At 58.6% G+C, this 14,047-nt stretch carries 15 protein-coding genes; 1 reads left to right on the plus strand and 14 read right to left on the minus strand.

All coding sequences use genetic code 11. From position 1 onward, the window contains the following. The 4 genes from Y71_RS25240 to Y71_RS25255 form a co-directional block, all read right to left on the minus strand. Positions 1-1,425: an integrating conjugative element protein gene (locus Y71_RS25240; RefSeq protein ID WP_007372626.1), complete on the minus strand. Its 1,425-nt coding sequence runs from the start codon at positions 1,423-1,425 to the stop codon at positions 1-3. An 11-nt stretch (positions 1,426-1,436) separates the two neighbouring features. Beyond that, positions 1,437-2,402, minus strand: a complete 966-nt coding sequence (locus Y71_RS25245) for a TIGR03756 family integrating conjugative element protein (protein ID WP_370517755.1) — start codon at positions 2,400-2,402, stop codon at positions 1,437-1,439. Positions 2,403-2,404: 2 nt separating this feature from the next. Then, the gene (locus Y71_RS25250; protein ID WP_007372624.1) at positions 2,405-2,812 is read right to left on the minus strand and encodes a TIGR03757 family integrating conjugative element protein; all 408 of its coding nucleotides are present in this window, start codon (positions 2,810-2,812) and stop codon (positions 2,405-2,407) included. Between the two features lie 167 nt (positions 2,813-2,979). Beyond that, positions 2,980-5,406, minus strand: a complete 2,427-nt coding sequence (locus Y71_RS25255) for an ATP-binding protein (RefSeq protein ID WP_007372623.1) — start codon at positions 5,404-5,406, stop codon at positions 2,980-2,982. Between the two features lie 103 nt (positions 5,407-5,509). Here Y71_RS25255 and Y71_RS25260 point away from each other — a divergent pair, with 103 nt between their 5' ends. Beyond that, positions 5,510-5,767 carry a PerC family transcriptional regulator gene (locus tag Y71_RS25260; protein ID WP_230154172.1) on the plus strand — a complete coding sequence of 86 codons (258 nt, stop codon included), beginning with the start codon at positions 5,510-5,512 and terminating at the stop codon, positions 5,765-5,767. A gap of 161 nt (positions 5,768-5,928) precedes the next feature. Here Y71_RS25260 and Y71_RS25265 read toward each other — a convergent pair whose 3' ends face one another. Genes Y71_RS25265 through Y71_RS25310 form a run of 10 tightly spaced genes read right to left on the minus strand, consistent with a single transcriptional unit; the run spans position 5,929 to position 13,977 of the window. Beyond that, on the minus strand, positions 5,929-6,333 hold the full coding sequence (locus Y71_RS25265; protein WP_007372621.1) for a hypothetical protein: 405 nt from the start codon (positions 6,331-6,333) through the stop codon (positions 5,929-5,931). 11 nt (positions 6,334-6,344) lie between these two features. After that, the gene (locus Y71_RS25270; protein WP_007372620.1) at positions 6,345-9,143 is read right to left on the minus strand and encodes a conjugative transfer ATPase; all 2,799 of its coding nucleotides are present in this window, start codon (positions 9,141-9,143) and stop codon (positions 6,345-6,347) included. Further along, the gene (locus tag Y71_RS25275; protein WP_035943490.1) at positions 9,143-9,562 is read right to left on the minus strand and encodes a TIGR03751 family conjugal transfer lipoprotein; all 420 of its coding nucleotides are present in this window, start codon (positions 9,560-9,562) and stop codon (positions 9,143-9,145) included. The genes Y71_RS25270 and Y71_RS25275 overlap by 1 nt, the downstream gene beginning before the upstream one ends. A gap of 41 nt (positions 9,563-9,603) precedes the next feature. After that, positions 9,604-11,115, minus strand: coding sequence for a TIGR03752 family integrating conjugative element protein (locus Y71_RS25280; RefSeq protein ID WP_007372618.1), 1,512 nt, complete (start codon positions 11,113-11,115; stop codon positions 9,604-9,606). Continuing rightward, a complete protein-coding gene (locus Y71_RS25285) occupies positions 11,112-12,020 on the minus strand; it encodes a TIGR03749 family integrating conjugative element protein (protein WP_007372617.1) in 909 nt (302 codons plus the stop codon). Before Y71_RS25285 ends, Y71_RS25280 begins: the two co-directional genes overlap by 4 nt. Beyond that, a complete protein-coding gene (locus Y71_RS25290) occupies positions 12,020-12,664 on the minus strand; it encodes a PFL_4703 family integrating conjugative element protein (protein WP_007372616.1) in 645 nt (214 codons plus the stop codon). The genes Y71_RS25285 and Y71_RS25290 overlap by 1 nt, the downstream gene beginning before the upstream one ends. Further along, entirely contained in the window at positions 12,661-13,035 is a 375-nt protein-coding gene (locus Y71_RS25295; protein WP_007372615.1) for a TIGR03750 family conjugal transfer protein, read from the minus strand. The genes Y71_RS25290 and Y71_RS25295 overlap by 4 nt, the downstream gene beginning before the upstream one ends. 9 nt (positions 13,036-13,044) lie before the next feature. Then, complete coding sequence (locus Y71_RS25300) at positions 13,045-13,410, minus strand: TIGR03745 family integrating conjugative element membrane protein (RefSeq protein WP_007372614.1); 366 nt, start codon at positions 13,408-13,410, stop codon at positions 13,045-13,047. Positions 13,411-13,423: 13 nt separating this feature from the next. Next, positions 13,424-13,669 (minus strand): TIGR03758 family integrating conjugative element protein, encoded by a 246-nt coding sequence (locus Y71_RS25305; protein WP_007372613.1) that lies wholly within the window; start codon positions 13,667-13,669, stop codon positions 13,424-13,426. After that, positions 13,660-13,977 (minus strand): integrative conjugative element protein, RAQPRD family, encoded by a 318-nt coding sequence (locus Y71_RS25310; protein ID WP_007372612.1) that lies wholly within the window; start codon positions 13,975-13,977, stop codon positions 13,660-13,662. Before Y71_RS25310 ends, Y71_RS25305 begins: the two co-directional genes overlap by 10 nt. Positions 13,978-14,047 lie beyond the last annotated feature (70 nt).

Consider the following 14,047-nt stretch of genomic DNA (forward strand, 5'->3'; position numbering starts at 1 on the left):
TCACTTTGCTCCTGAGGATTGCGTCTGGTTCATCTGGCTGAAGCCCTGGTCCTGGTTGCCGGCTTTCTGCTGCAGCTGGTTATCCTGGTTACGGGCACCCTGACGTTCCAGCGTGGTGAGCAGGCTGTTGTTACTGATGGCCTTACGCAGCTCCATCTCGTTACGCAGGGCGCTGATCTCACGGTCCAGGGCATCGATGCGGCGGTCTCCCTCGGCAATCGCTTCAGGCTGCTCGGCGGCATTTGGTTCAGACTCACCGGTGGTCAGCATGCGGCGCATGGTGAGCGCGGTCTCGACGGTGTCGGACATCGCCAACTCACCGGCCAGACGCTGTACCAGAGCGGCTTTATCGGGGTCATCGCGCAGCGACTGAATGACGCCGCGTGTCACCACCAGACTGCCGGTTTTGAGCGCCGCCAGATTATCCGCGGTGGGCTGGATCTGACCGCCGACCAGTTTATCAAGTTGTTCCAGGTTGGTTTTAGTAGCATCTTCCAGCACCGGCGAGAAACCGGTTCCGGCAACGGTGCTGCCGGGCTGATTGTCCGTACCACCACTGGTACATTCACTGGTCTCACGGCAGGTGCGGATGGAGCGGTCACCCAGCACTTTCACCACCGCAGCGGCCGCATCATCGGACGACAGCCAGCGCTGACAGACGGTGCCGTTGCAGCTGGCGGAACCCACGCTGCTGTTGCTGGTCACCGGCAGGCTGTTCATCATGTTATAACCGGCTTTCGCCAGGTCACGGGTCGGCTGAATGGCCTGCTGGCCTTTGCCTCCGCGCTTCTGGCCGCCGACCCAGGTAACACCTTCTTCACCGGTGGCCTTCTGCAGTTGCTGGTCGCTGGAGACGGCATCCCCGCCGCTCGAAGCCACGACATCTTTATACTCTTCGGCTACAGCAGCCTGCTGCCACTTACTGCCCAGCGTGTAATCGGCGAGTTTTTTCGACATATTCTGGCAGTTCAGCAGGGCTTTATCGTAACTGAGCCCCGCCTGCAGCACGCCGTTGGTCAGCATTTCATACAGCCCCGGATTGGCACGCTGGATAGCCATGGCCGGCATGCTCATGACAGCACCTGTGGCCCCCTGAATCACATTGCCCATCAGGTCCTTAAACCCACTGGTGATACCATTAAGCTGATTTCCCACGGTCGTTTTCAGGTCGAAGTTGCCGCACATCAGATCGCTGCTCCAACCGCCGTTCAGCCCGAGTCGCGACATATTGCTGCGGCTCGGCGGCGGAGAAATCACTGAGCCACCACCGATGGAATAAAAAAGGCCGTCATTGATGGCACCGCTGACCGAGGCACCGTCGGACGAAAGCGCGGTATTCACGGCCAGTGCCGGCAGGGAAAGCGCGGCAAAAAGCGCCAGTGTCGCCAGTGGGCGGCGCAGCCGCTGCGGATATTGCTGTTTCATCTGCATAATCCTCATGAGAAATCGGTGCTGTAAAGGAAGGTCTGGCCACGTCGTTTGCAGCAACTGTAGGGCTGCCACAGTGCCCAGGCATAGTTGCCGTCTTCAGCCGTCAGTCCGCCGGTGTCGGGGAACACCGCGCAGCTCTGCGACAACTGCGGAGAGAGGCGCTGCCACTTGTGATTTTTCGTGCCGGTATTCTCCTGCACCGGCTCAGGTGGCCAGTACCCCGGTGATCGCTGGCCGGTAAGCGGGCTGTAAACATGCAGCTGTCCCTGGCGGGTGATGATATCGGCCACGCGCTGCACCACAACGGCCGCCGATTTGTAGCTGTCGGTCTGGGTGACAAAGCCACTGCGGGGGTAGACATTGCCCCACATATTGCCGCTGGTCGTGCTGCCGATTTCACGCTGCCCCGGGATTAACGCCTCCGGGTAGAGCGATTCCGGCACGCCTGTGCGCCAGGCCAGCGCATCGAGGCTGCTCGTGAAGTACGGCATAAACGGCGTGGCGGCACTGTCACAGGAATAACCCGGGACCATCCCGCCGATGAGCCTGGTGGCCGGATGGCCATACGCATCGCCATAGTAAAAGTGCAGGTTCTGCTTGCGCTCACCCGGGGCTTTCATCTCCTGACGGCCACCGCCGGTGGCCACACCTGCAGCACTACCGAGCAGCGTGCTTTCGGTGCTGTCGGCCAGGCTGCTGACAGCCGATATTTCGGTCCACGGATTGGCACCCGGGCTGAGGTAGGCCGAAACCACGGCTTCAGGAATAAAATGCGTGACCTTCACGGAGGTTTTCACCGAGCAGCCGAACGGCGTGCAGAACAGCCAGTAACAGATGCCGCTGATGCGCCAGCTGATACAGTCCGGACTGGTGGCACTGGAGAGCAGGCTGGCGGTATTGACGCTGGCCATCGTGCCCGTGCAGACCATTAACGTAGCCAGCGCCAGCCGGCGCGGGCGGGAGAAAGACATTTTCACTGTGCCTTCTCCTTCCATACGTTCAGCTTCTGTGTGGCAACGCCGACGTCAGAGGTGCCGTAAACCACCCACTTATCGTCAAACACCACCGCGGGGTATTTCTCAAGACCCAGCGACCAGGCACGCGTGAGGCCGGCATAAGCCCCGGCAAGGTCCTGCTGGCGTCGCTGAAAATCCGGTGAACCGATAACCGTCCGCGCCTGCTGCTCAGCCTGCGCCGGGTCTGCCGACAGCGGCCCGAACAGCTGCGCCTGCAGCCGGTCAGGGGCATCGAGCAGAACGACGGTCACTTCAGGACCGGGGTTGCCCGTGACCGGGTGGGTACTGTCGGTATAAATGACGGTGCCGGCACGGACGCCGGCGGTAAGGAAAAGTGCTGCGAGGCAGCAGACAGGTAATTTCATGGAGAACACTCCCTGAGTGAGTAACCCGCTCAGGGTGCGGTCAATGATACAGCTGGTCAGTAATTAACTCTGAGCCCGGTGCCGATAATTTATTATCCGTATGACTGGTTGACAGAAAGCAAAATCCACACCACCCGGTCGGCTGACAAACCCTGTATTATGCACAGTCAGGGAATGTCATCGATGGCGCTGTCGCGACGCCACTCCAGATAATCCATTTCCCGGATAAACCCGGCCGCTGCCGCGTTACGCTCAATGCTCCATCGGGTTTCGCCCTCCTGCATAAACGGAAGCCAGTCTGCCGGGACATTTTCCCCAAGTGGCTGATCAAAATCCTGCTCATACAGGAAATCAGCCTCACTGCACGACAGGGTATTTCTGGCATACCACTGGTCACTGTTTTCCCAGGCCCGCATGGCCCAGGCGGCAAGTTCCTCCTCTTCTGAATCGGTCATATAAGCAAGAAATGCCACAGCCCTGTCATGCAGATTTTCCTCAGTCGCCCCGGGTAAAATGGACAGGTAATGCAATTTACGGGACTCCAGCCACATCTGCTCTTCGGCTTCATCTGCCTGTGGCTCATCCGTCAGGATATCGGTCTCATCTTTATCTGAAGCGTACCATTCCTCCAGTAGTTTCTTTTGTTGGCCACGTATGTCCTGATTTACCCGGGTCTGCTCAATACCCGCGGCCACCACACTATTCCAGTCGGTCTCCGCCGGTGCTACCGTGCCCGCACCGTTCAACTGCAGGTTGAGAAAGCTGAGCCGGGCTACATCTTCCGGCTCAGACGGTGCGTTCACAGCGTCCTCAATGCCTTCATGGCTGATGACACCGGGAAGCCCCTTTTTCTCCCGGCCGGTACTGGCTCGCTCGGTCAGGTAACGTTCCCGCCATGCTGTGCCTTTGGCACGCTTGCTCTCCGCTTCCAGACTGGTGGTGTATTTCATCAGCCAGACGTGCATATAACGCTGCCTGTCGGGGGCGCACAGGGTACTGATGTCATGAAACCGCTGGTAAAAGGCCTCATCATGGCCACAGTCCAGACTGTCACCCTCATGCGCCACCTCATGTTCCGTCAGGCTGAACAGCAGGCTGGCGGTACGCAGCGCATCAGGCTTCAGCCGGCGCACGATATCAATGTTGTAGGCAATATAGGTTTCACCGTCCGTCCAGGCATCGGACGACGTGGACTCACCCAGCAGGATCTGGAAGCATTTGCCGCCGTAAGAACGTGACTGATAACCCGCCTCACCCCCCGAACAGACGGCAGCATACCGGGCCAGACACCATCGCAGCGCCGTCCACGCCCGCCGTGTCTCCTTATCCAGTTGTTTCTCACTGACCATCTGCGTGCTGTCGATAAAGTTTGTGCTGAGCGTCTCAAAATCAACGAGCGCCAGTTCTGACAGCCAGCCGGAACCCCATCGCTGCTCCCGGGGCAGGGGTTCCCTGTACGCCATGAGGTTTTCCCGGACACGGCTCAGGCACTCCATAAACTCTTCCGGCTCATAACAGCCAAAGCGGGAAAGCGTGACCGGATGCACCACGGGTGCGATCCCCGCACGGGCAATGAGTTCTCCCCGGGGCACATCACCGGCATAACGGATGAGAGTGAAACAGTTTTTATCCACCGCAGAGGGGTAATGGCAGCATTTGCGGATGAAGTGCTCCAGCGTAACATGCTGCTTTCCGGGCAGCAGGGTGATGACCTCCTCACCATTGAAAAGACTCTGCATGTCTCCCTCGCCTGACAGCAGCGATCGCGCCGTTTTCTCCCGCCGGGCTTCCGTTTTACGGTGCTTACCCTGATTGTCAGAAAAAGTGGCAGCAAGCCGGCCAAACCGGGCCGCAATCGATGCCCACACAGGGCAGGTCTTGCGCAGGATTTCGGTGCGTGAGACGTTCAGCGCGAGCGGCTTTTTACTGACGACAAGGCCACCCACGCCCCAGATATGAGCCGGGTCATGTCGTACCAGGACGCCCTGATTGTAAATGGATACGGCACCGTCTTCGCGCAGGCGATACCAGGCCTCATCGTCCTCCATATCCCACTTTTCCAGCGCCGGATTCCGGGTAATGATGGTGCCGTTGAGATGTACCGTGACGGGCGTATAGCGTACCAGGTCGCGGATTTCCTGGAGGCAGGACATACGCTCCTGGCTGGTGAGCGGCTCATACCATTCACCGCTGATGATGCATCCCTGAATCGGCTGAGTCAGTTCTTCCAGATCATAGTGATACCCCATTTCACGCGTATCAACGGACATCTGCCATCGCTGTGAACGCCACAGCGTCCGGGCATGTGCCATAATCTGCCCCCGCCCGAGCCGGAAACGGCCGTAAGTGGCATCGCCCTCCTGGTGCGGGGTGCCGAACCGGCCAAAGTAGCGCTTAACATCATCGTATGACGCAAAACCCCGGCCATCATCCCGGCAGGAGAAGCCTTCCGGGGTAATATCGATAATCACCGCGCCGGCGCCGGCATCGACGCTGTTCATGATGAGTTCTATCACGGCCTTGCCGATGGAACCGGCCTGGCTGTAAATAATGTGATGGATAATCTGTGGATCGAGTTCAAAGGGATAGCGCATCAGAAGTCTCCGATATGGGGGTTCAGATGCCATTTTCCGGAAGCGCGCTGAGGGTTAAATAAAGAACTGTGATTGCGTCTGTGGAAGAATAGCCGGCAATGTCATGACTGCCTGGCGATGGAGATATATGGAACTGAAAGACAGTATTGCTGAAAGTCTGGAACACCGGGGGCAGTGGCGCCGTGCCGCCCGCCGGTGGCTGGCTGTGATGGACCTGTCGGACGACGATGCCGTACGGGAAGCCATTGACCGTCGCAGGGAACACTGCATCAGTATGGGCGCAAACATAGCACCGGACGGACGACGAAATGAAACACGACGCCTGTATAAAATGCAGAGTCGCTACAACAATGGCTACTGACAACTCGGGACTGGCATCGAAGAGGCAGACTGTAATGTTTCAGACACGATATTCCCGAAGGACTGAAAGGCAAATCAACGCGGGCTCTTTGCCGCCCGCACCCGCAGCCTGCGTATTTGTCAGACAGCAGACTGCGCTGTCCGACAAACACGCAGGTCCTGTTAACTGCAGATTTCCCCGCCCGTAACTCTGTCAATCTCCTTCAGTACCCACAGCAGGTCGGTGGCGTCGGGTACGCAGACATTCCAACGCAGGCCATTTCTGAACTCCGCTTCACCGGGCCACAGCGTATTACCGGTCACAGTGATCAGGATATCCAGTTTTTTTTCATTCTCATCCGTCAGGTGTACCGCCACGCAACTGCGACGGCCAACACGGTGCGGGTAAACCGACAGCAAAAACGGTGTTTTCAGACGTTTCAGTATTTCCCGCAGCAGCGTATCAAGCGACACGCTGTCAGACTGCCCTATCGAGGCCATACCCTGCGGCGGTACGGTAAAAATGACAGACGCAATCAGCGCTTTGTCCGCAACGACCATCGGCGGTGCCATAGTCAGTTTCTTCATGAATTCCCCTGTCAGATACTCAGTCCGCGATTTTCATCAAGCCGGCGCGCAACATGAAACGCAGCCTCAAGTTCACTGCACTGTAATTCATTCATAATGAGGCGTCTTTCAGCTTTCTCTTCTTTTTCTGTCATACCCAGAGCAAGGTAGAGGCTCGGGGGCACGGCACGGAACAGGGCCTGTACCTTACGTGACAAAATAACGCCTTCCGTATATTTTTTAGGAAGTTTGGTGGCAGACAACAGCATCGCCTTCTGTTCACTGTTCAGCGTTTTAAAACGCGCTATCTGCTCCACTTCATCAGGGGGCATCACCAGACAAATCCACCACTCCGCCATATTGAGCATCTTTTTGGCCGTATCCGGAAAGTCGGCCAGGTTCTGCGTGAACAGCCAGAGCCAGGCACCCAGCTTACGCCACATTTTCACAATCTTGGTGGCATAAGGCCCCATCAGGGGATTTGCGGTCACGATATGCGCCTCATCGATCGACACGATAATATCCCGGTCACTGTACTGCTCGCGCTCAGCAATGTTGTTGATGGTGTTGAGCAGGGAAATCACCGCAACGGCCATCTGCGCCTCATAGCCTTCGCGCGCCAGCGTGCCGAGATCAACGATGGTCACATCAGCCTCCGGCCACGGCGTACCCGGACGGTTAAACAGCTCACCTTCAAAGCCTTCGGTAAACATCCGTAACGCTTCCGACATTTCCTCAGCGCGGGCCCGGCGCGCGGCCGTACGTTTTTCGCGCCCGTCCTCACCCATTCCGGCATCCCGGGCGATGCCCTGCAGCGCAAACATCAGATCTTCAGGCAACATCTGCCGTCCGGCCTCAAACGTACTCCGCGCGGCGATCATGATGGCCTCACGGATCATCCCGCGATCGGCGCGCGTCATTCTCTGCTCCTCCGCTGGCTCGCCGCCGGTAATCATCAGACGTGCTGCAATCTCCATCTCACCCAGCACATCACGTTTTTCATCCTTGTCCTCATCGTCATCAATATCCGGCAGGGCGTCTTCACTGATAATGAGTTCATCCGGTTTTTCCTGCATCAGCAGATGCGAATCGCCGAACGGCGCCAGCGAGATGGCCTTACCGGGCTTGATGCTGACACGATGAACGGTGAGCCCCAGGGACTCAAAGTAATCTCCGGCCAGCCCGAAGCTGTTACCGGCTTCCAGTAAAAAGATACGTGAACGGTAAATGGCTATCATTTGTGCCAGCTTATCAAGTGCGGTAGCCGATTTACCTGCACCGGTCGGCCCAAACAGCAGGAGGTGGGCGTTCTGCGTACGGTCATTTTTGTTGAGGGGATCGACGGACAGCGGACCACCGCCCCGGTTAAAAAAGGTAAAGCCCGGGTTGCCGGTGCCGGTATCACGCCCGTACACCGGCGCCAGGCAGGCAAAATGCTGCACGAACATCAGACGGGTATACCAGTTGTGCCGGTCCTGCTCCGGATTAAAGCACATGGGTAATGCACGCATGTAGGTGCTGAGCGGTCCGATATCATGCTCCGGGTTTACCGGCTCCAGCCCGCAGTTCAGTAGCTTACTGCTGAGGTCGAGATAGCGACTGTCCAGTGAAGGCAGGTCGCGGGCTTTAATCAGCAGGGTAATTGCCGCGCGATACAGTTTATGCTTATTACCCAGGTAAGTGCGGGCGGTGGCCGCATCCTCCCGGGCACGCAGCGAATCCACGTTCTCCCCCATCGAGTCACGACTCAGCCGGGCAAAGTTTTCCTCCAGCTTGTCCTGCGGATGGATAACCAGCGTCATGACGAGCACCGTACCTTCCGGCAGCAGGTCCATAATGGCGTTGATATTATCGCCACGGCGGACCTCGCCGGTCAGGTGCCCCGTGGTGGGTGCGCTGCGCAGACGAGCCACCGGCACCGCCCTGTGCGCCACGTCATCAAACCACCATACGCCTTTCTCCGCATCACTGCGGGGGCGGGTGAACCACAGGCTTTCACTGAAATCATTCAGCAACGGCAGTTCGCCAGGAGCGTCGTCAGTATGTCTGGCACAGCGATACAACGTGGCCTTATCCACCCACGTTGGTTCAGGGTTGAACCAGCGCAGCAGCCAGCTGTGGATCTGCTCGCCGTTCTGGCGCTGGCATTGAATACCGGCACCGCTCATGGCGGCCGTCAGGCGATCGCAGACCTGCTTCAGCAGCACCTCGGGGGCCATCGGGTCACGATACGGTGACTCCACCCAGCGGTAGATGACCATACGCGTACGACGTATCTGACCGCGCCACGGCGCACCGGTGACGGCCTCATCGACAAACAGGCCTTTTTCAGTGGCCACATTCTGCAGGTGACGGGCCTGTTCCCTCAGCCAGGCGTCGGTGAAGTCAGTGCCCTGCGCCCGGGGCTTAACATACCCCCGGATCTTATCCATATACACCATCAGGTCAGACTCGTCCTGACAGTAGAACTGCACCACCCACTGATGTGTATCCAGCTCCGGCAGACTGTCCTGCAGGGCGTTTTCGACCACGTCGCGAATTTCCTCCAGGCGGGAATCCGGACGCCCCTCGGTGCCCACCGGGATGATTTCGTAAACTGCCCCGACCGACACGCCGTCATCAAGCAGGATGCACTGATGTTCAGGGAGATATTCCCCCCAGGGAATGTGATCGATGATGGACGGAGCCGTCTCATACAACTTCGCTTCCTCGCTGCGGGTCAGACGTCCCTCGCGCGTCAGGGGCTCATGGCCGTTAACAGAAAACGGCCCGTCACCGTACTGGTGTGCTTCCTGCGCTTCAGCCCTGCGACGGAAAAGTGAAAAGGCCATTACAAATCCTCCGTGCGCTCGCCGGGCAGCGCGTACTGTACCTGGCTGTAGAAGGGAAATACGGTGCTGTAACCGGGCACCGGCGTGTTGCCGTCGGCCAGATGCGGGAAGACGTACATCACCAGGTCGGGGTTGGGCAGGCGCGGAAACGTCTGCTGGATTTCATTCTCCTGGGTGCGGCTGTAGCTGTCCCGGGTCTGCCGCGAAATAACCCGCTCACTGTCCGTAACCGGACGGCGCAGGGTGGTCCGGCTCTCACCGGTTGCATGGGTGGCTGAAGCACCATCATTCCATAGTTCCAGCATGGTGCTGTCACCCGGCGGGAGCATCTCATCTTTTGATGTGCTGCAGCCGGCAAGCAGCAGTGCCACGGCTCCGGTCAGGAAAAGCGTGACGGGACGCAAACTGCGCCACCTCATCACAGCGGTATCAGGGATATCGTTTTGCATCAGTCTCTCCGTCAGTCCATGCCCGTGCCGCTGCCGGCCAGGCTGAAATCGTATTTAACCCTGCGGCCTTTTTCCTCGTAATCGATGGCCAGCTGGCGCGTGATATGCAAAGCCACTGTCTGACCCGGCGGCACGTAGATGGCATCAAACGTCTGGCCATAGCGGGCCTTCACCCAGTCAACGGTCTCACGCATGCCGCCGGAGAGCGCTTTACCCAGCACGGCCTGACCGGCATTACCGGTGAGCGTTGAGGTCACGCCACCGTAAGCGTTGGTCTGGCCGGTACTCTGGTTTTCCGCCACGGCATCCCCCGCCGCACTGGCGGCCGCAAGTGCGGTGATGGTCGGCAGGTATGTCGAAGCATTGCTCTTGCGCGTCCCGGAGATGCAGGGAATACCGTTATCATCGGACAACCAGCCAATACTGCTGTTATTACCGCCCTGACTGTTCTGATTACTGCTGTTTCCGTTCTGCCCCTGTCCGTCAGGCGAAGGCAGCGTCCTAACCGTGCCGTCGCTGAAGACAAAGGTGATGCTGGTAATGGAGCCCCGCACGCATGACAGCGTCCAGTCGCCCGTCGCCGTGCCGGAAACAATGGCCCCCTGCACGTCGGGCAGCTCAATGCCGTTTGCCGTCAGGTTGTCTTTGCCAATCATCACCTTGAAGGGATAGGGGTCGGTCACTTTGCCATCCACGGGGATACGCCCCAGCAGTGCGGTCATCGCGCGACTGCCAACGAGGGTGGAATTCTCCGGCAGCGTGTACACCGGGTCGGTGGCCTTCTGTGCATCCGTAAGCTGCGTCTGTACCGCCGCTGCGGTGTTGCCGACGGCCTGTTTACCGGCGTCAGCGGCATCAGCAAACGAGAAGCCGGTAGCGTTATTCCTGTTGCTGTCAGTCACCGGCCGACCGCTGGCATCCACGGAGACACCGTCTCTGGGTTCAACCCACTGCAGACCATCGGAGGAAGATGAGACACCGGAAGCGCCGCTGTTCAGCCCACTGTCATAGCCCAGCCCGATCGGAATATCACTGCCGGAGCCGCTGTTTTTTCCGGATTCCGTGCCGGCACCGCCATTCCGCAACTGGTCCATCAGCTGTTTGACCTGGGTACTGAGATCGGTGACCTCTGCACTGAGCTGCTGGCGTTTCTGCGCCTCCTCGGCACGGGCATTGCTTACTGCCTGATTAATCTGCGTGTCCACATTGCTGTTGGTGGTTTTCAGGGCTTTATTTTCGTCGCTGAGCTTTTTGTTATCGTCCGCGAGCGTATCGAGACGGTCCTGCACTTTGCGGAAATTTCCCACCACCGTGCGCAGTGTGTCCTGCGGCGTGTCACCTTCAATACCCAGCGCCTTGAGGTCTTCCGGCGACAGGTCCTTCAGCGCAACATTGCTGGCGGTATGTGGCGCAGCCGTCTGATGTTCCCCCCCCGAGCAGGATTTCACGCCCACCACCACCGCGCTGGCCAGTACCACCGGAACGGCGACTTTCACGAGAAGATTTGAGGAGGGTGCCTTCATTTTTTCGCTCTCCGTTTATGTCCGTCAGCGGGCTGCAGCGAGGGTGGCTCAGCAATGAAGGCACCCTCCGGGCGTCCGGCCGTCACCAGATAGAGGACCGTTGTATCCTCCGGTGTGCCTGCGCGCCCCAGCCAGCGGTGCTGGAAGGTGGCCGTGGTAAACTGACCTTCCAGCGCGCGGGGATCAAGAATAACCTTGCCGGCAGAACGGTTACGGACCTGCAGCGCGACGACGCTGCTGCCCTGCAGACTCCAGGCGGCCATCGGCGTGACGGTGACCGGTTCAGCAGGCATCAGTGTGGTAATGACGGAAGGCAGCTTCAGTGACACCGGGCTGATACCCGGCACCGGTTCAACCGTACGCAGCGGGCCGTACATGTTCTGGGCCGCATAGCGGGTCAGGACCACCGGCAGCGGTGCATTCAGTTTCGCGGGCTTACGGTCCGGCTTTGTGGTTTCCGTATCAGCCTGTTGAGCACTGCGGCCGGTGCTGTCACCCTCGCTGCTGACGGACTGCCTGTCACTGGCGGTTGCGGTGGCCACTTCGCCGTCATAGACAATTTTCACGGGTTCACGCGTGGTTTTTCCCGGTGCGGCTGATACATCGAGCAGAATAATTTCCCCGTTTTCCTTATTCTGCAGCTCAAGCCGCGTCACCGGAAACGCCTCACTCGCATCGAGATACACCACGCCGCCGGTGCTCTGAATACGCAGCTTATTGTTAAGCGCGGGTGGAAAGCCGACACGCACGTTTTTATTCACAAAAACGATACGCTCCTGACCCACCGTCAGGGGAACCTGCAGCGGGATACGTTCCCACTTCATCAGCTCCACAGCGTCTGCCGCCCCCGACAGGATCAGTCCGGCGAGCAGGAGCAGACGGCATTTTTTTAACGGGTTCTTCATCACTTTTTCTCCGGCTCAGGCAGCGTGACGGCCTCCAGCCGCTGCGGGGTGGCCGCATAACAATCCAGAGCAAGTCCGAAGGGATTGCGTTCCGGATCACCCTCCCAGCGCACCACTTTCAGCGGATAGCGGACCAGCGCACGTTTTACCGGCTCAGTGTGGTAATACTCATCCGCAACCAGATCGATCTGTGCTATCCAGTGGTCCTGATCGAGAATGGTGACGCTGCGGCTGCTGTAGCCACGGCGCGGGATCTCATACACCACGCGCACGCGGTCCCGGAGCTCGTCGCTGTTTTTACGCATCTCTGCGTCTTTATTGAGAAAATCCTGGCAGGACGGCGTCAGGTAAGGACTCATCTGGGCAATTTTTGCCGGATAATCCACCTCGCCGTTCTTTGGCCAGGAATTGAGCTGCTGAAAGATATAGAAGGCAAAGCTGTACACGGTGGAAGGCGGCACTTCCCACCATTTACGGGTGCTCCCTGAACGCAGATCCGGCGGATTGTGGATGGTAAGTTCTGACGGTGCACGCATCCAGCCGATACCGGCCATCAGCATGCCGGCGAACAGCAGCGCACAGGCGATGCGCAGGGAGAAAATGTGATTATCCCGCGCGGTCATGCCATTGCGGAAACGACTCATGACAGACCTCCGCGTTTTATCGCTGTGGTACGTTTCATCTCCCATGCCCGGCTGTTGAGGATCAGGGCACGGGACAGACCGGTACGACAGCGGATTTCCTCCAGGCGTTGCCAGATATAATTCTCCGGCTTACCGCGCTTGTAACCCGCAATCCAGCCCCCGCCGAAGAAGATGACGAACATCGGCATCAGCAGCATACAGGTGGGAAAGGCCAGCCAGCCGATAAAAGGCACCAGAGCCAGCGGCACCGCCAGCGGAATACCGGCAATGACGCCGGTGATGGCCGCCAGAAGAAATTCACCGGACGTGAAACCTTTCCACACCACAGGCGGGTTGTTCAGACGGTCAGGAAGGAAATCGATGACGGCCATAGAGTCTCCTTACAGAATGTCTGACGCTTTGGTCGCCAGAAAAATAACTACAAGGATAAGAATGATGCCCACCACACCGTAAAGCAGAAATTCCGTCCAGGAGCCTTTGCCCTTGCGGATATCATGGAAAGACGTGATGACAGCATGCGCCACGGCCAGAAATGCCCCCACACTGACAAGCAGTCCGAGTGCGAGACCGCCCATTTTTGCGTAACCCATCATGATGTTGTACGTCCCGCCACCGCCGCCAGTCGTGGGTTGTTCAATGGGAGGAAGGTCAGCCAGGGCATTACCGGTAAAGAACAGCCCTGTCAGCAATATGTGTTTTGCACGGGCCCGGATAGCCCGGTAACGCCTGAGTAATGTGGATATCATTGATATGGTCCTTTCAGTGGAAAAACAGAAACAGCATTGCCAGGTAAAGCACGATCAGTCGCACGGCAAGCTCATTGAACTGACGAAATGTCACGGATTTCGAGGCAACCCCGCGATAGGCCTGAACCAGCGCCCAGGCGCTGAACAGGAGGATGACGACCGCGAGCGTACCGAGGATGAGCGTGTTCAGTTGCGAAGGCGTGAGGCTGCTGCCGGTGCCGGCGCTCCAGCCATTAAGCTGTGCACCGTTCATCGCCATGCCGGTGCCTGTGCGCGGTACTGTCCGGTGACAGAAGACGACGGTGACGCAGGCTGCGCGCGGGAGGGTTCCAGATAGGTTGAGATCCCCTGCTTCATGGTGGTGATATCGCGCGTCGCCTGCTGGTAATCGAAGTAAAAGCGGGCATCCTGGGTCTGGTTCGCCACCACGCGGGCGCGGTCCAGCCCGGCCTGCACCTGGTCGAGCTGGCGCATGACCAGCGCGAGTTCATCTTTCTCTGAAGCGTGGCACTGCAGCGCGGGCAGGACGGCCATCAGCAGGGCTGTGAGGATTCGGGTATGAGGCATTCTGCGGCTCTCCGGTTAACGGGTCGTCGGCAGAGTGACGCAAAGCGGCGTGTCTTACAGCAGGAAATTC

Source organism: Kosakonia radicincitans DSM 16656 (assembly GCF_000280495.2).
Lineage (GTDB): Bacteria > Pseudomonadota > Gammaproteobacteria > Enterobacterales > Enterobacteriaceae > Kosakonia > Kosakonia radicincitans.